At 76.2% G+C, this 16,200-nt stretch carries 16 protein-coding genes; 4 read left to right on the top strand and 12 right to left on the bottom strand.

The features are described from left to right. The 3 genes from hisB to hisD are packed head-to-tail and all read right to left on the bottom strand — an operon-like array spanning nucleotide 1 to nucleotide 3,079. A complete protein-coding gene (gene hisB / locus KPF47_RS02075; RefSeq protein ID WP_224386485.1) occupies nucleotides 1-603 on the bottom strand; it encodes an imidazoleglycerol-phosphate dehydratase HisB in 603 nt (200 codons plus the stop codon). Continuing rightward, nucleotides 600-1,721 (bottom strand): histidinol-phosphate transaminase, encoded by a 1,122-nt coding sequence (locus tag KPF47_RS02070; RefSeq protein ID WP_224386484.1) that lies wholly within the window; start codon nucleotides 1,719-1,721, stop codon nucleotides 600-602. Before KPF47_RS02070 ends, hisB begins: the two co-directional genes overlap by 4 nt. After that, nucleotides 1,718-3,079: a histidinol dehydrogenase gene (gene hisD, locus KPF47_RS02065; RefSeq protein WP_224386483.1), complete on the bottom strand. Its 1,362-nt coding sequence runs from the start codon at nucleotides 3,077-3,079 to the stop codon at nucleotides 1,718-1,720. The genes KPF47_RS02070 and hisD overlap by 4 nt, the downstream gene beginning before the upstream one ends. 92 nt (nucleotides 3,080-3,171) lie before the next feature. Between hisD and KPF47_RS02060 the strand changes: the two genes are divergently transcribed. Further along, entirely contained in the window at nucleotides 3,172-4,380 is a 1,209-nt protein-coding gene (locus tag KPF47_RS02060; RefSeq protein WP_224386482.1) for a winged helix DNA-binding domain-containing protein, read from the top strand. A gap of 32 nt (nucleotides 4,381-4,412) precedes the next feature. Here the strand turns inward: KPF47_RS02060 and nadC are convergent, their stop codons facing one another. From nadC to nadA, 3 genes are read right to left on the bottom strand one after another with little or no spacing between them, the layout of a single operon-like run. After that, nucleotides 4,413-5,312 carry a carboxylating nicotinate-nucleotide diphosphorylase gene (nadC, locus tag KPF47_RS02055; protein WP_224386481.1) on the bottom strand — a complete coding sequence of 300 codons (900 nt, stop codon included), beginning with the start codon at nucleotides 5,310-5,312 and terminating at the stop codon, nucleotides 4,413-4,415. After that, a complete protein-coding gene (locus KPF47_RS02050) occupies nucleotides 5,309-6,895 on the bottom strand; it encodes an L-aspartate oxidase (protein ID WP_224386480.1) in 1,587 nt (528 codons plus the stop codon). Before KPF47_RS02050 ends, nadC begins: the two co-directional genes overlap by 4 nt. Continuing rightward, on the bottom strand, nucleotides 6,892-7,890 hold the full coding sequence (gene nadA / locus KPF47_RS02045; protein WP_224386479.1) for a quinolinate synthase NadA: 999 nt from the start codon (nucleotides 7,888-7,890) through the stop codon (nucleotides 6,892-6,894). The genes KPF47_RS02050 and nadA overlap by 4 nt, the downstream gene beginning before the upstream one ends. A gap of 164 nt (nucleotides 7,891-8,054) precedes the next feature. On the opposite strand from nadA, the gene KPF47_RS02040 reads away from it, so the two are divergent. Next, nucleotides 8,055-8,765, top strand: coding sequence for an NUDIX domain-containing protein (locus tag KPF47_RS02040; protein WP_308015295.1), 711 nt, complete (start codon nucleotides 8,055-8,057; stop codon nucleotides 8,763-8,765). A 13-nt stretch (nucleotides 8,766-8,778) separates the two neighbouring features. After that, a complete protein-coding gene (locus KPF47_RS02035) occupies nucleotides 8,779-9,450 on the top strand; it encodes an LON peptidase substrate-binding domain-containing protein (RefSeq protein WP_224386801.1) in 672 nt (223 codons plus the stop codon). Nucleotides 9,451-9,459: 9 nt separating this feature from the next. Here the strand turns inward: KPF47_RS02035 and KPF47_RS02030 are convergent, their stop codons facing one another. Together KPF47_RS02030 and KPF47_RS02025 are read right to left on the bottom strand one after the other, a co-directional pair. Further along, nucleotides 9,460-11,109 (bottom strand): ABC-F family ATP-binding cassette domain-containing protein, encoded by a 1,650-nt coding sequence (locus tag KPF47_RS02030; RefSeq protein WP_224386478.1) that lies wholly within the window; start codon nucleotides 11,107-11,109, stop codon nucleotides 9,460-9,462. 242 nt (nucleotides 11,110-11,351) lie between these two features. Further along, on the bottom strand, nucleotides 11,352-11,888 hold the full coding sequence (locus KPF47_RS02025; protein ID WP_224386477.1) for a type II toxin-antitoxin system PemK/MazF family toxin: 537 nt from the start codon (nucleotides 11,886-11,888) through the stop codon (nucleotides 11,352-11,354). An 81-nt stretch (nucleotides 11,889-11,969) separates the two neighbouring features. Here KPF47_RS02025 and KPF47_RS02020 point away from each other — a divergent pair, with 81 nt between their 5' ends. Then, nucleotides 11,970-13,007 (top strand): zinc-dependent alcohol dehydrogenase family protein, encoded by a 1,038-nt coding sequence (locus KPF47_RS02020; protein ID WP_224386476.1) that lies wholly within the window; start codon nucleotides 11,970-11,972, stop codon nucleotides 13,005-13,007. Nucleotides 13,008-13,065: 58 nt separating this feature from the next. Here KPF47_RS02020 and KPF47_RS02015 read toward each other — a convergent pair whose 3' ends face one another. The 4 genes from KPF47_RS02015 to KPF47_RS02000 are packed head-to-tail and all read right to left on the bottom strand — an operon-like array spanning nucleotide 13,066 to nucleotide 16,170. Then, a complete protein-coding gene (locus tag KPF47_RS02015) occupies nucleotides 13,066-13,287 on the bottom strand; it encodes a hypothetical protein (protein ID WP_224386475.1) in 222 nt (73 codons plus the stop codon). Continuing rightward, complete coding sequence (gene bioB, locus KPF47_RS02010; protein ID WP_224386474.1) at nucleotides 13,284-14,291, bottom strand: biotin synthase BioB; 1,008 nt, start codon at nucleotides 14,289-14,291, stop codon at nucleotides 13,284-13,286. The genes KPF47_RS02015 and bioB overlap by 4 nt, the downstream gene beginning before the upstream one ends. Continuing rightward, nucleotides 14,288-14,992, bottom strand: coding sequence for a dethiobiotin synthase (gene bioD, locus KPF47_RS02005; protein WP_224386473.1), 705 nt, complete (start codon nucleotides 14,990-14,992; stop codon nucleotides 14,288-14,290). Before bioD ends, bioB begins: the two co-directional genes overlap by 4 nt. Then, nucleotides 14,989-16,170: an 8-amino-7-oxononanoate synthase gene (locus KPF47_RS02000; RefSeq protein ID WP_224386472.1), complete on the bottom strand. Its 1,182-nt coding sequence runs from the start codon at nucleotides 16,168-16,170 to the stop codon at nucleotides 14,989-14,991. The genes bioD and KPF47_RS02000 overlap by 4 nt, the downstream gene beginning before the upstream one ends. Between the last annotated feature and the right edge of the window lie 30 nt (nucleotides 16,171-16,200).

Genomic DNA, 16,200 nt, shown 5'->3' with positions numbered 1-16,200 from the left:
CTAGAGGGCGCCCTTGGTGGACGGCACCCCGGTCACCCGCGGGTCGGCCTCGGTCGCGGCCCGCAGCGCGCGGGCCACGGCCTTGAACTCGGCCTCGGTGATGTGGTGCGGGTCCCGGCCGTCGAGCACCCGCACGTGCAGCGCGAGGTGGCCGTGGAAGGCCAGCGACTCGAACACGTGCTTGTTGAGCACGGTCGGGTAGTGCCCGCCGACGACGAAGCCGCGCATCATCTCCGGCTCGCCGGTGCACACGGTGTAGGGCCGCCCGGAGACGTCGACCACGGCCTGGGCCAGCGCCTCGTCCATCGGGATCCAGGCGTCGCCGAACCGGCGGATCCCCTTCTTGTCCCCCAGCGCCTGGCGGATCGCCTGACCCAGGACGATCGCGACGTCCTCCACCGTGTGGTGGGAGTCGATCTCGATGTCGCCCTCGGCGTGCACCGACAGGTCGAAGCTGCCGTGCTTGCCGAACGCGTCGAGCATGTGGTCGAAGAACGGGACCTTCGTGGCGATGTCGGTGCGCCCGGTCCCGTCGAGGTCGATCTCGACGACGATGCGGGTCTCCTTGGTGACGCGTTCGACGCGTCCCACGCGGTGGGTCACAGCAGCTCCTGGGTGGCGAGGTCGGTGGCGGCGGCGAGGAAAGCGTCGTTCTCCTCGGGGGTACCCACGGTGACCCGCAGCCGCTCGGGGATGCCGACGTCGCGGATCAGCACGCCCCGGTCGAGGAAGCCCTTCCAGGCGCGGCCGGCGTCGGCGAAGCGCCCGAAGAGGATGAAGTTGGCGTCCGAGGGCACCACGTCGTGCCCCGCGGCGGCCAGCTCGCCCGAGATCCGGTCCCGCTCGGCGGCGAGCAGCGCCACCGAACCGAGGGTGGCCTCGGCGTGGCGCAGCGCGGCCCGCGCGGCGGCCTGCGACAGCACCGACAGGTGGTACGGCAGCCGCACCAGCTGCAGCGCGTCGATCACCGCGGGGTCGGCGGCGAGGTAGCCCAGCCGTCCGCCGGCGAAGGCGAAGGCCTTGCTCATCGTGCGGGACACCACGAGCTTGTGCCCGTGCGTCCCCAGCAGGGTGGTGGCGCTCGGGCGGCCGGTGGCCTCGGCGAACTCGGCGTAGGCCTCGTCGACGACCACCATGCCCGGTGCGGCGTCAACCAGCCGGGCCAGGTCCTCCGGGGCGATCGACTGCCCGGTGGGGTTGTTCGGGCTGGTCACGAACGTGACGTCCGGGGCCCGCTCCCCCAGGACGGCGACGGCCGCGTCGACATCGAGGGTGAAGTCCTCGCGGCGCGGGACCGGGACGAACTCGGTCTGCGTGCCCGAGGCGAGGATCGGGTGCATCGAGTAGCTGGGGACGAAGCCCAGCGCCGTCCGCCCGGGCCCGCCGAAGGTCTGCAGGATCTGCTGGAGGATCTCGTTGGACCCGTTCGCGGCCCACAGGTTCGCCGTGCCCAGCTCCACCCCGGTCTGCCGGGACAGGTAGGCGGCCAGGTCGCCGCGCAGCGCGACGAGGTCCCGGTCGGGGTAGCGGTGCAGCTCGTGGGCCGCCCGCTCCACCGACGCGGCGACGTCGGCGACCAGCTCCGGCGGCGGCGGGTAGGGGTTCTCGTTGGTGTTGAGCCGCACCGCGACGTCGAGCTGCGGCGCCCCGTACGGGCTCTTCCCGCGCAGGTCCTCGCGCAGCGGCAGGTCCGAGAGCCGGACCGGCGAACCGGCGGTCACGCCCCGGCCCCGTCGAGCGGAGCCCCGGCGGAGCCAGAATCGGTACCGAACCGCGCGGTCACGGCCTCACCGTGCGCCGGCAGGTCCTCGGCGTTCGCCAGGGTCACGACCCGGTCGGCGACCTCGGCCAGCGCCGCGCGGCCGTAGTCGACGACGTGGATACCGCGCAGGAAGGTCGCCGTCGACAGCCCGCCGGAGTGCCGCGCGCAGCCCCCGGTCGGCAGCACGTGGTTCGACCCGGCGCAGTAGTCGCCCAGCGACACCGGCGACCAGGCACCGACGAAGATCGCGCCGGCGTTGCGGACCCTCGCCGCGTCGCCCGCGGAGTCGGCGGTCTGGATCTCCAGGTGCTCGGCGGCGTAGGCGTCGACGACCGCGACACCGTCGGCGGTGGAGGACACCAGGATGGCCCCGGACTGCGGCCCGGTCAGCGCGGTGCGCACCCGCTCGGTGTGCTTGGTCGCGCCGACCCGGGTCTCCAGCTCGGCCTCGACCCGCTCCACCAGCGCCTCGGACGTCGTGACCAGCACCGACGCGGCGTTCGGGTCGTGCTCGGCCTGGGAGATGAGGTCGGCGGCGACGTGCGCGGGGTCGGCGGTGTCGTCGGCCAGGATCGCGATCTCGGTGGTGCCGGCCTCCGCGTCGATCCCGACCAGGCCGCGCAGCATCCGCTTGGCCGCGGTGACGTAGACGTTGCCCGGGCCGGTGACCATGTCGACCGGCTCCAGCTCGGCACCGTCGGTGTCGGTGCCGCCGTAGGCGAGCAGGGCGACGCACTGCGCCCCGCCGACCGCCCACACCTCGTCGACGCCGAGCAGCGCGGCCGCGGCGAGGATCGTCGGGTGCGGGCGCCCGCCGAACTCCACCTGGGCCGGGGAGGCGACCACGAGGGACTCCACGCCCGCCGCCTGCGCCGGGACCACGTTCATGACCACGCTCGACGGGTAGACCGCGAGCCCGCCCGGGGCGTAGAGCCCGACCCGGCGGACCGGGACGAACCGCTCGGTGACCGTGCCGCCGGGGACGACCTGGGTGACGACGTCGGGCCGGCGCTGCTCGGCGTGCACGATCCGGGCCCGCTCGATCGAGGTCTCCAGCGCCGCGCGCACGTCCGGGTCGAGGTCGCGCAGCGCGGCGGCGATCGCCGGGGCCGGCACCCGCACGGTCTCCGGGCGGACCCGGTCGAAGCGCTCGGTCGCGTCCAGCGCGGCGGCGGCGCCGCGGTCGCGCACGTCCTCCACCAGCGGGCGGGCGCGCTCCAGGGCGGCGTCGATGTCCAGCTCGGCGCGCGGCATCACGGCGCGCAGGGTGGCCGGAGGGGGCAGCGGTTCGGCTCGCAGGTCGAGGCGGCGGAGCATGGCCCCCAGGGTACGGCGGCGGTCCGACGGTCTCCCGGCCCGGCAGGGTGAGCCGCGGCTCGTCGTCGGGGGCGCGTGGCAGTCTGCGCGCCGTGAGCACCCACCCGCACCGCCACGTCACCGACGCCGAGCGCCGGGCCCGGCTGGTCACGCGCCACCGCCTGGCCCCGCACACCCGCACCGACGACGTCGTGACGATCGCCGACGACCTGGTCGCGCTGCACTCCACCGACCCGGTCACGGTGTACCTGTCGGCGGCGGCCCGGATGGCGACGCCGTCGCTCGCGCCGGTCGCGACGGCGCTGTACGAGGACCGGACGCTGCTGCGCCACCACGCGATGCGCCGCACGTTGTGGGTGTTCGGCCACGCCCACGCCGCGCTCGCCCACCACGCGGCGACAGTCGACGTCGCCGCGGTGCAGCGCCGTGACCTGCTGCGTCAGGCCGCGGCCGCGGGCGTCGACGACCCGGAGGGCTGGTACGGCGACGCCACCGACGCGGTGCTGGCCCTGCTGGCCGGGCGCGGCCCGACACCGGCCCGCGAGGTCGGCGCCGCGCTGCCCGGGCTCGCCGCGCAGCGGCTCGTGCTCCCCGGCGGCGGGCCGCAGCCCGCGCACACCCGGGTGCTGCTGGTGCTGGGTTTCGAGGGACGGGTGCTGCGGGCCGAGCCGCTCGGCACGTGGATCAACGGGCAGTACCGGTGGGCCGCCGCCGACTCGTGGGTGCCCGGCGGCATCGGCACCGTCGCCACCGCGGACGGTGACGTGCGCCGTGCCGCCGCGGCGGGGCTCGCCCGCGCCCACCTGCGGGCGGTCGGCCCGGTCACCCGGGACGACCTGCGGTGGTGGGCCGGGTGGACCGTGGCCACCACCCGCACCGCGCTGGCCGACGTCGGCGCCGTCGAGGTGGGTCTGGACGGTGGCGGGACCGGACACCTGCTGCCCGACGACCTCGGCCCGGTCGACGACCCCGGACCGTCGGTGGCCCTGCTGCCGAGCCTGGACCCGGCGACGATGGGCTGGAAGGCCCGCGGCTGGTACCTCGACCCGGAACACGCGCCGCTGCTGTTCGACCGCAACGGCAACGGCGGGCCGGCGATCTGGGTGGACGGCGCCGTCGCCGGGACCTGGGTGCAGCGGCGGGACGGCACGATCGCGACGCGGCTGTTCACCCGGGTCGACCGGGCCGCCCGCCGGGCCGTCGACGACGCCGCCGAGCGCCACCGGGCACTGCTGGGCGAGGTCAGGTTCGCCACCCGCTTCCCCGCGCCGGTGCAGCCGGAGCTGCTGGCCGACCCGTGACCGGCGGACGGCGGCGTCGCCGGGCCCCGGGGTCAGCGCCCTGCCGGGTGCAGGTCCAGCCCCAGGTCCAGGGCCGTGACCGAGTGCGTCAGCCCGCCGACGGCCAGGAAGTCCACCCCGGTCGCCGCGTAGTCCCGGGCCGCGCCCAGCGACAGTCCGCCCGAGGACTCCAGCAGTGTCACCCGCTCCCCGCGCCGCCGGACCGCCTCGGCGGTCTGCGCGACGGTGAAGTTGTCGAGCAGCACCAGCTCGGCGTCGAGGGCGAGCACCTCGTCGAGCTGGTCGAGTGCGTCGACCTCCACCTCGCACGGCAGATCGGGGGCCGCCGCCCGGGCCGCCGCGAGGGCCGCGGACACCGACCCGGCGGCCGCGACGTGGTTGTCCTTGATCAGCACGGCGTCGCCGAGGCCGAGCCGGTGGTTGACCCCGCCGCCGCAGCGGACGGCGTACTTCTCCAGCAGCCGCAGCCCGGGCAGCGTCTTGCGGGTGTCGCGGATCGACGCACCGGTCCCGGCGACGGCGTCCACCCAGGCCCGGGTCGCGGTCGCGATCCCGGACAGGTGGGTGAGCAGGTTCAGTGCGGTGCGCTCGGCGGTGAGCAGCCCGCGCACCGGGGCCCGCACCGTGAGCGCCGGGGTGCCCGCGGTGAGGCGGTCCCCGTCGGCGGCCTGCGCGAGCACCTCGTACCCGCCCTCCCCGAGCACCTCGTCGAGCACGGCGCGGGCGGCCGGGGCGCCGGCCAGCACGCCGTCGGCCCGGGGGGTGAACGAGGCGAGGGCGACCGCGTCGGCGGGCACGGTGGCCGCCGACGTCGCGTCCGGGCCGTAGCGCAGGTCCTCGGCCAGCGCCGTGCGCACCACGCGCAGCAGGTCCTCCGGATCGGGGACCCCGATCCCGGTCGTCCCGCCGACCCCGGCGGCGACGCGGGTCATGCCGCACCCGCCAGCGCGTCGGTGACCACCACGGGGCGGCCCGCCGCGTCGAGCCGCACCCGCAGCGACACCGCCTGGTGGGCGTCGTCGCGGTCGGGGAAGTCGGTGCGCACGTGACAGCCGCGCGACTCCCGCCGGGTACCGGCCGCGGCCAGCACGGCCTGCGCGAGCAGGGTCAGGGCCGCGTCCTCCACCCCCGCCCGTCCCACCGGGACGCCGACCGTGGTGGCGGCCTCGACCGCGTCGGAGGCGGCGGCCAGCCCGGCGGCGTCGCGTCCGATGGCGGCGTGCCGCGACATCGCGCGCTGCAGGGTCGCGCGGTCGGCCACCGGCAGCGCGGGCGCGGGCTCGACCGGCGCCGTGAGCAGTGCCGGACCGGCGGCGGCCCGGTCCTCGCAGACCGCGCGCACCACCCGCTCCCCCACGACCAGGCCCTCCAGGAGCGAGTTCGACGCGAGCCGGTTCGCCCCGTGCAGACCGGTGCGGGCGACCTCGCCCGCCGCATACAGCCCGGGGACACCGGTGCGGCCCCAGGTGTCGGTGACGACCCCGCCGCAGGCGTAGTGCGCCGCCGGGTTCACCGGGATGGGGTCGGTCCGCGGGTCGATGCCCGCCTCCCGGCAGGAGGCGAACACGGTCGGGAACCGGGTGGCGAACCCCGGCAGCGCCGTCGCGTCGAGCCAGGCGCAGTCGCTGCCGGTCTCGGCGGTGTGCCGGGTGATCGCCGCGGCGACGACGTCACGCGGGGCCAGGTCGGCCAGCGGGTGCACCCCGGCCATGAACGCGTGCCCGGTGCGGTCGAGCAGGACCGCACCCTCTCCGCGGACGGCCTCGGTGACCAGCGGGCGGCGCCCGACCGCGGGGCCGGTCCACAGCACGGTGGGGTGGAACTGCACGAACTCCAGATCCGCCGCGGTCGCCCCGGCGCGCAGCGCGATCGCGACGCCGTCGCCGGTGGAGGTCCCCGGGTTGGTCGTCGAGGAGTAGAGCTGCCCGTAGCCGCCGGTGGCCAGCAGCACCGCGGGCGCCCGGAGCACGCCCGCGTCGTCCCCGGCCAGCACCGCGAGCCCGACGACCCGGCCGGTGACCTCGCGCAGCGCCTCCACCGCGACGTGCCCGTCGAGCACGGTGACGCCCGCGTCCCGGGTGGCCGCGACCAGAGCGCGCTCGATCTCGGCACCGGTGGCGTCGCCGCCCGCGTGCACCACCCGGAACGCGGAGTGCCCGCCCTCGCGGGTCCGCGCCGGGCGGTCCCCGTCGTGGTCGAACAGCGCGCCGCGCCCGCGCAGCCGCCGCACCGCGCCGGGGCCGCCGCGCACGACGGTGTCGACCGCGACGGCGTCGTTCAGCCCGCCCCCGGCGGCCAGGGTGTCGGCGACGTGCGCGCCCAGCGAGTCCCCGGCGACGTCGCCGAGCACCACGGCCACCCCGCCCTGGGCCCAGCGGGTGGAGCCCTCGCCGATGCCGTCCTTGGTGACGACGACGACCCGCAGTCCCGCCGCGGCGGCGTCCAGGGCGGCGGTCAGACCGGCCACCCCGGACCCGACGACGACCAGGTCGGCGCCGGCCTCCCAGCCGGTCACTCCCCGCCCCCCGGCTGCCCGATCTCGATCATGCGCTGCACCGCGGCCCGGCCGCGGGCGGCGAGCCCGGGGTCGACGTGCACCTCGTCGGTGCCGTCGCGGACCGACCGCAGCAGCGCCTCGGCAGTGATCATCTTCATGTAGGGGCAGGAGGCGTGCTCGTTGACCGCGCGGAACTCGATCTCCGGGGCGGCCAGGCGCAGCTGGTGCAGCATCCCCACCTCGGTCGCGACGAGCACCTCCGTCGCACCGGTGGCCCGGGCGGCGTCGATCATGCCGCCGGTGGACAGGATCCTGACCTGCTCGGCGGGCACCGCGCCGGTGCCCGCGAGGTAGAGCGCGGAGGTCGCGCAGCCGCACTCGGGGTGCACGAACAGGTCGGCGCCGGGGTGGGCGGCGGCCCGCTCGGTGAGCTGGCGGCCGTTGATGCCGGCGTGCACGTGGCACTCGCCTGCCCAGACGTGCATGTTCTCCCGCTCCAGGGTCCGCCGCACGTGCGCGCCGAGGAACTGGTCGGGCAGGAACAGGACCTCGCGGTCGCGCGGGATCGAGTCGACGACCGCGACGGCGTTGGAGGAGGTGCAGCAGATGTCGGTCTCGGCCTTCACCGCGGCGGTGGTGTTGACATAGGAGACGACGACCGCGCCCGGGTGCTCGGCCTTCCACTCCCGGAGCTGGTCCGCGGTGATCGAGTCGGCCAGCGAGCAGCCGGCCCGCGCGTCCGGGATGAGCACGGTCTTGTCCGGGCTGAGGATCTTGGCGGTCTCGGCCATGAAGTGCACGCCGCAGAACACGATCGTCGACGCGTGGGACTCGGCCGCGATGCGGGACAGCGCGAGCGAGTCCCCCACGTGGTCGGCGACGTCCTGGATCTCGGGCAGCTGGTAGTTGTGCGCCAGCAGGACCGCGTCCCGCTCGCGTGCCAGCGCACGGACCTCGTCGGCCCAGCCGGGGTCGGTCCCCGTGCCGCCGGGTGCCGTCAGCGTTCCGGTCATCGCGCCCTCCCGGGCCGTCAGGTTTTCGCCTAGCGGGCGGAAACTGGTCGGATCGTAGCACCGGACGCGCGCCACCGGCACCTCCGTCGTGACCGGGACCTCACCCGACGGACACCCCACCGTCACGTCCCGGTGCCGGGCCGGGACGGCCCTAGGCTGGGCCCGTGACGCCCCCACCCGCCCTGCACGAGGTCCTCGCCGTCGTGCTCAGGATCCGGGAGGGCCGGGCGGGCGCCCTGCTCTGGCAACGTGCCCTGGACCCCGACGCCGGACGCTGGGCGCTGCCCGGCGGCACCCTCGGCCCCGACGAGGACGTCGAGGCCTCGGTGCGCCGTCAGCTCGCCGAGAAGGTCGACGTGCGCGAGGTCGCCCACGTCGAGCAGCTGTCGGTATTCTCCGACCCGCACCGCGTGTCCGGCGAGCGCCGGATCGCCACCGCGTTCCTCGGCCTGGTCCCCTCCGACGCCGACCCGGCCCTGCCCGCGGACACCGCGTGGCACGAGGTCGAGGACCTGCCCCCGACCGCGTTCGACCACGCCGGGATCGTCGCCGCGGCGCGGGACCGGCTGCGCGCCAAGCTTTCCTACACCAACCTCGGGTTCGCACTGGCCCCGGCGGAGTTCACCATCTCGACGCTGCGCGAGCACTACGTCGCCGCACTCGGCCACGAGGTGTCGGCGACGAACCTGCAGCGCGTCCTCACCCGCCGCGGCCTGCTCGAACCCACCGGGGAGGTCGTCCCGTCGGGCCGCTCCGGCGGCCGCCCGGCCGCGGTGTTCCGGTTCACCGACCGCGGGATGCGGGTCACCGACGCGGTCGCCGTGCTCCGTCCGCCCGCGCGACCCGGCGGGGCCCGCGACGGCGTACTACCGTGAGCCGGTGTCCGCCATGCTCCCGCTGTTCCCGCTGGGGACGGTGCTGATGCCGGGTGCGGCGCTTCCCCTCCACATCTTCGAGCCCCGCTACCGCCAGCTCACCGTCGACCTGCTGACCGGCGCCGTGCCGGATCGGGAGTTCGGTGTCGTCGCGGTGCGCGAGGGGCACTCCCCGGACCGCTCCGGCGCCGCTGGGATGCACGCCGTGGGCTGCACCGCCACGCTCATCGACGCACGCCGGCTCCCCGACGGCCGCTACGACGTCGTCACCCGCGGGGCCCGCCGCTTCCGGCTGCTCGACCTGGACGCCGGCTCGCACTCCTACCTCTGCGGCGAGGTGGAGTTCCTGCCCGACGACGCACCCGACGACGCCGACCCCCGGCTGGTGGCGATGCTGGAGCACTCCGCCCGCGCGGCGCACCGCGGGTACTGCGACACCGCGTGGCGGACCGGCGACTGGTCCGAACCCGCCGACGACACCCCGACCGCCGATCTCGCGCACCTGCTCGCCGGGGACTGCCTGCTGCCCCTCGACGACCGTCAGCACCTGCTCGAGCAGACCAGCCCGGTGCAGCGCCTGCGGGAGATCCGCCGGCTGCTCGCCCGCGAGCGCGGGCTGCTGGAGAACCTGCGAGCGGTGCCGGCCCCGCTGGGTTCGTTCCCCGACGAGCACAGCCCGAACTGACCGGCCCGCTCAGCAGGCGGGCTCCCCGGCGCCCCCGCCGACGACGAGCCGTCGCCCGTCCCAGCGCCGGCGCAGCCACCGGTCGTGCGACGTGACGACGACGGTCCCCGGCGCGGACCCCAGCGCGTCCTCCAGCTCCGCGGCCAGCCGCAGCGAGACGTGGTTGGTCGGCTCGTCGAGCAGCAGCAGGTCCGGCGCGTCGGCGACGGCGACGGCCAGGGCCAGCCGTCGCCGCTGGCCGAGGCTGAGCTCGCCGACCGCGGTGCCGTGCTCGCGCGGGTGCACCAGCCCCAGTGCGCGCAGCGGGACCGTCTCCGCCCGCTCCACCCCGACGGCGTCGGCGTAGACGGTGGCGGCGCTGCGGTCGGGCGGGCCGACGTCGGGGTCCTGAGCCAGGAGGCCGACCCGGTGCGCACGGACGTCCACGGTGCCCGAACTCGGCGCGAGGTCGCCGTGCAGGACCGCCAGCAGCGTCGACTTCCCCGACCCGTTCGGTCCGGTGACCAGCAGCTTCTCCCCCACGGGCAGGTCGAGCAGGTCGAGCCGCAGCCGGCCGTCGACGCGCAGGTCGCGGACGCTGACGGCGAGCCCGTCGGCCGGGGCCCCGCCGGTGAGGCGCCCGGCGAACCGCAGCGGCCGGGGCGGCCTGCGGACCGCGTCGCGCTCGGCGTTCTCGAGCCGGCGCTGCGCGTCGTGCACCCGACGGGCCCGGGTGCGCTCGACACCCGCCCCCTTGAAGGCGTGGATGAACTTGTCGTTGTCGCGCGGGCCGCGCCCGGGGGCGATCGTCGACAGCCCGGCCCGGCTCCGGTCCCGCAGGGCGGCGATCTCCTCCTGTTCCGCGGCGTACCGCTCCTCCCAGCGACGGCGGCTCGACGCGGCGGCCTCGAGGTAGGCGGTGAACGAGCCGCCGAACCGGCGCCCGCCGTGCCCGTCGGTACCGAGCTCGCCCGCGTCGAGGTCGAGCAGCTCGGTGCAGACCCGGTCGAGGAACGTGCGGTCGTGGCTCGAGGCGACCACGACGCCGGGCAGCTCCACGAGCGAGCGTTCCAACAGCTCCAGGGCGGCGTCGTCGAGGTGGTTGGTGGGCTCGTCCAGCAGCAGCACCGCGGGGCGGCGGACCAGGGCGGCGGCCATCGCCAGCCGGGTGCGCTGCCCACCGGACAGGGTCGCGACCGGCCGGTCGCGGTCCAGGTCGGCGACGCCGAGGGTGCCCGCGGTGACCTCGGCACGACGGTCGGCGTCCCACGCGTCGTGGGCGACCGCCCAGGCCAGGGCCCGGTCGTAGGCGGCGGCGCCGCGGCCGTCGGCGAGGTCCCCGGCGAGGCGCTCCAGCTCGGCCACGGCGTCGTGCAGCGGACGCAGCGCGGCGTCGAGCAGGTCGCCGACGGTGCCGCCGGTCCCCAGCTCGGGCTCCTGCGGCAGGTACACCCGGTCCGCGGGCACGGACAGCGACCCGCCGTCGGGGGTGTCGGCTCCGGCGAGCAGCCGCAGCAGGGTCGACTTGCCCGATCCGTTCTCCCCGATCAGCCCGACCCGGGTGCCCGGTCCGGCGACGAGGTCGACGCCGTCGAGCACCGGCGGACGGCCGGCGCGGGTGGGGAAGGAGCGGACCAGACCACGGGCGGTGACGGCGTGGACCTGTTCGGTCGAGGACATGACGACGGCTCCGGTGGAGACGGAGGAGGACCGCAGGGGCGTGTGCCGCGTCCGCGGTCGGTGGTGTCGTCAGTGCCTCATGATGGTCGCGACCGTACCCGCTGCCCGCGCGCGGCGCACCCGATTTCCGTGCACCCGATTTCGTGCACCCGGTGTCCGTGCACCGGGTCTCCGTGCACCGGGTCTCCGTGCACCCGGTGTCCGTGCACCGGCTCCGGCGCACCGGGCCCCGCTGCCCCGGGTCAGCGCCAGCCGTAGCGCGACCGCAGCTCGGACGCGACCCGGTCGAACCGGGCCCGGTCGAGCACCGCGCCCTCGCGGCGGATGCCGTGCTCCTCGACCTCCAGCACCCGGTCGAGCCGGATGTAGGAGTCGCGGCCCTCGCGGTCCCAGGCCCCGGAGCCGATCCCGACCCAGTCCGGGTCGTGGGCCCGCTTGTCCTGGCTGGACAGCATCAACCCGAGCAGCTCGGCACCCGAGCGACCGACCACGAGCAGCGGCCGGTCCTTGCCCTGGCTCGCGTCCTCCTCGTAGGGCACCCAGGTCCAGACGATCTCGCCCGGGTCCGCGGCGCCGTCGGGCTCGGGCGCGTAGGCGACCTCGCGGGCGCGGTCACCGGTCGGTGCGGTCCGCACCCGCCCCGCCGTCGGGGGCGGACCCGGCCGCGGTCCGCCGTGCCCGCGCCGGGGACCCGCACCCGGGTCCTTCTGCGAGTCCTTCAGGAGCCGCACCGCCACGTCGGCGGCCCTGCGCAACACCGAACCCCAGTTGATCGCCATGGCGTCCAGCCTGCCGCACGTGCGGCACGTCACCGCCACCGGGCGCGCATGAACGGTTCCGCATACGGGAAGCCGACCGGCATGAAGGCGACTCTGATCCACGGCAAGCACGACATCCGGGTCTCGTCCGACGTACCGGACCCGGTCATCCGTGACGACACCGATGCGATCGTGCGCGTCCTGCGCTCGTGCATCTGCGGCAGCGACCTGTGGCCGTACAACGCGGCGGAGACCTCCGCCGAGGGCAACCGCAGCGGGCACGAGTTCCTCGGCGTGGTCGAGGAGGTCGGGTCCGGCGTGCGGAACCGGACGCCGGGCCAGCTCGTCGTCGCACCGTTCGTGTGGGCCGACAACACCTGCGACTTCTGCGCGCAGGGGCTGCAGACCTCGTGTCGGCACGGCGGTGGTTGGGGCTCCGACGGCACCGACGGCGGCCAGGGCGAGGCGGTGCGCGTCCCGTTCGCCGACGGCACCCTGGTCCCGATGCCCGGCGAGCCGGACGACGCGCTGCTCGCGTCCATGCTCACGCTGTCCGACGTGTTCTCCACCGGCCACCACGCGGCCGTCTCGGCACGGGTGCGGCGCGGGGACACCGTGGCCGTCGTCGGCGACGGCGCGGTCGGGCTGTCCGCGGTGCTCGCGGCGAAGCGCCTCGGTGCCGAGCGGATCATCCTGCTCGGCAGGCACACCGACCGGACCGACCTGGGACGCGAGTTCGGCGCCACCGATGTCGTGCCCGAGCGCGGCGACGAGGCGATCGAGAAGGTGCGCGAGCTGACCGGGGGCGACGGCGTGGACACCGCGCTGGAGTGCGTCGGCTACGTCGAGGCGATCCGCACCGCCATCGAGGTCACCAAGGACGGCAGACTGGTCGGCCGCGTGGGCGTCTCGCAGTACTCCGACATCCCGCTGGGCGTCGGTTCGTTCATGCGCAACGTCGGCGTGCACGGCGGCGTCGCCCCGGCGCGCGCCTACATCGAGGAGCTGCTGCCCGACGTGCTGGAGGGCCGCATCCAGCCCGGCCGGGTGTTCGACCGCACCATCGGTCTGGACGAGGTCCCCGACGGCTACCGCGCGATGAACGACCGCGAGGCGCTGAAGGTCCTCATCAAGCCCTGACCACACCCGGCCCGGCCGCGTCCCGGCCCTGCGCACCGCAGGACCGGGACGGTGCGGGTCAGGACGAGGTGCGCTCGCCGTGCCGGCTGCAGCGGGCCCGCCAGCCGACCGGGTCCACCTGCACGACCATCCGCCGTGCGCAGGCCGGGCAGAACCGCGGCGGCTCCAGCTCGCGGCGCGCCGCGCACCGGTCGTGCCCGGCCACGGAGTCCGGTGCCCCGCACTGGTCGCAGTACGGGCCCCCGTCCTCGCGGGTCGGCGTGCCCACCGGGGCCGTCACAGCGTCTCGTTGAGGGCCTTGATCGGCATCTCCAGCTCGCCGAGCAGGTCGATGTCGGACTCGGCCGGGCGGCCGAGCGTCGTCAGGTAGTTCCCGACGATGACGGCGTTGATCCCGCCGAGCAGGCCCCTGCGGGCACCCAGGTCGCCGAGGGTGATCTCGCGACCGCCGGCGAAGCGCAGGATGGTGCGCGGCAGGGCCAGCCGGAAGGCGGCGACGGTGCGCAGCGCGTCCGGCCCGGACATCGGCTCCAGGTCGCCGAACGGGGTGCCCGGGCGCGGGTTGAGGAAGTTCAGCGGCACCTCGTCGGGCTCCAGCTCGGCGAGCTGCCCGGCGAACTCGGCGCGCTGGTCGAGCGTCTCGCCCATGCCGACGATCCCGCCGCAGCACACCTCCATCCCGGCCTCGCGCACCATGCGCAGGGTCTCCCAGCGCTCCTCCCAGGTGTGCGTGGTGACCACGTTCGGGAAGTGGCTGCGGGCGGTCTCGAGGTTGTGGTTGTAGCGGTGCACCCCCATGGCGGCGAGCGCGTCGACCTGCTCCTGGGACAGCATGCCGAGCGAGCAGGCGATGTTGATGTCGAGCTCGTCGCGGATCGCCTGGACGCCCGCGGCGACCTGCGCCATCAGCCGCTCGTCCGGGCCGCGCACCGCGGCGACGATGCAGAACTCGGTGGCCCCGGTCTTGGCGGTCTGCTTGGCCGCCTCGACGAGCATCGGGATGTCCAGCCACGCCGAGCGGACCGGCGAGGCGAACAGCCCCGACTGGGAGCAGAAGTGGCAGTCCTCGGGACAGCCGCCGGTCTTGAGCGAGATGATCCCCTCGACCTCGACGTCGGGCCCGCACCAGCGCATCCGCACCTCGTGGGCGAGCTCGAGCAGGTCGTCGAGACGGTCGTCGGGGAGGTCGAGCACCTCGCGCACCTGGGCGACGGTGAGGCCGCTGCCCTGGGCGAGGACCTGGTCGCGCGCGACGGTGAGGACGTCGGTCCGGGCGGTCGTCATGCCCGTGGATCCTGCCAGTCACCCAGCTGGATCGGCCCCAGTGTGTCCCGGGCCACCGCGGCGAAACGGTCCGGTGTCACCCGTCCGAGGCCCTCGGGCAGCAGGCCGCGGACCAGCACCCTGGTGATCATCGGCAGGTCCTGGAGGTTGCAGCGCTCGGCCAGGTCGGGTGTCGCGGGCCAGGCCCCGATCACGATCCCCGCGCAGGTCAGGCTGCGCGCCCGGAGCGCCTCGACGGTGAGCTCGGTGTGGTTGAGCGTCCCGAGGCCGGCCGCTGCGACCACCACGACCGGGGCGTCGAGCAGCCGGGCGACGTCGGCGAGGGTCCCGCCGTCGTCGGTGAACCGGACGAGCAGCCCGCCCGCCCCCTCGACGAGGACGAGGTCGTGGTGGTCGGCCAGCGTCCGCGCGGTCGCCACGGCCTGCTCCGGGGTCACCGCAGCCGCGCCGCAGCGCCGGGCCGCGGTCGCCGGGGCCAGCGGGTCGGGGTAGCGGGCCAGCTCCCGGGTGGTGACCCCGGGCACGAGGCGGGCGACCTCGTCGACGTCGCCGGGGTCGTCCGGGCCGACCCCGGTCTGGGCGGGCTTGAGCACCGCGACCCGCTCCCCCGCCGCGACCGCGACGGCGGCCAGCGCGGCGGTGGCGACGGTCTTGCCCACCCCGGTACCGGTGCCGGTCACGACCACGAACCGCCCGGTCACGCCGGGGCCCCGGTCCGGGCGTCGGCGAGCACACCGGCGAGCACACCGGTCGCGAACGACAGCTGCGCCCCGGTCAGCCCGGCCCGGGCGGTGAGCCGCAGCCGGGACGTGCCCGGCGGGACCGACGGCGGCCGGAAGCAGCCCACCCGCAGCCCGCGCCGCAGGCAGGCCGCGGCCGCCGCGACCGCGGGTCCGGGCTCGCCCAGCACCACCGGGACGACCGCCGACACCGGTACCGCCGCGTCGCAGGCGGCGGCGAGCACCCCCGCGGTGCGCAGCACCTCCGCGGCCCGCTCGGGCTCGCAGGCGAGCACCCGCAGGGCGGCCAGCGCCGCTCCCGTCGCGGCGGGCGCGAGCCCGGTGTCGAAGATGAACGGGCGGGCCGAGTCGACCAGGTGCGCGATGACCGCGGCCGGGCCGAGCACCGCGCCGCCCTGGCTGCCGAGCGCCTTGGACAGGGTCACGGTGGCGACGACGTCGTCCGCCCCGGCCAGCCCGATCTCGGCGAGCAGCCCGCGCCCGCCGGGGCCGCGGACCCCGAGGCCGTGGGCCTCGTCGGCGAGCAGCACGGCGCCGCGGGCCCGGCAGACCCGGTGCAGCGCGGCGAGCGGGGCCAGGTCGCCGTCGGCGGAGCCGACCGAGTCGGTGACGACCAGTGCGCGGGACTCGGTGCGCGCGGCCAGCGCGGCGTCGACGGCTTCGACGTCGCCGTGCGGCGTCACGACCACCCGGGCCCGCGCGAGACGGCAGGCGTCGACCAGGGAGGCGTGCGCCGCGGCGTCGGACACGATCAGCGCGCCGGGGCCGGTGAGCGCGGTGACGACGCCGAGGTTGGCGGTGTAGCCGGAGGAGAACACCAGGGCGTCGTCGTGGCCGCAGAACGCGGCGAGCTCGGCCTCCAGCTCGGCGTGCAGCGCGGTCGAGCCGGTGACCAGCCGCGACCCGGTGGCGCCCGCGCCCCAGGTGCGCAGCGCCGCCGTCGCCCCGTCGAGGACCCGCGGGTCGGTCGAGAGCCCGAGGTAGTCGTTGCCGGCGAGGTCGAGCGCGGGTCCGCCCGCGGGGTCGGCCGGACGCGGGGACAGCCTGCGGCGCAGACCGGCCTCGGTGCGGGCACGGGCGTGGTGGTCGAGCCAGGCCAGCGGGCGGGATCCGGGCGGCGTCGGGTCGGGACCGGTCACCCCCACACCCTAGGCACGACGGAGCCCCGC

Origin of the sequence: Pseudonocardia sp. ICBG1293 (assembly GCF_020131355.1) — a bacterium.
GTDB lineage: Bacteria > Actinomycetota > Actinomycetes > Mycobacteriales > Pseudonocardiaceae > Pseudonocardia.
This window is presented reverse-complemented; position numbering and strand designations above follow the sequence as displayed.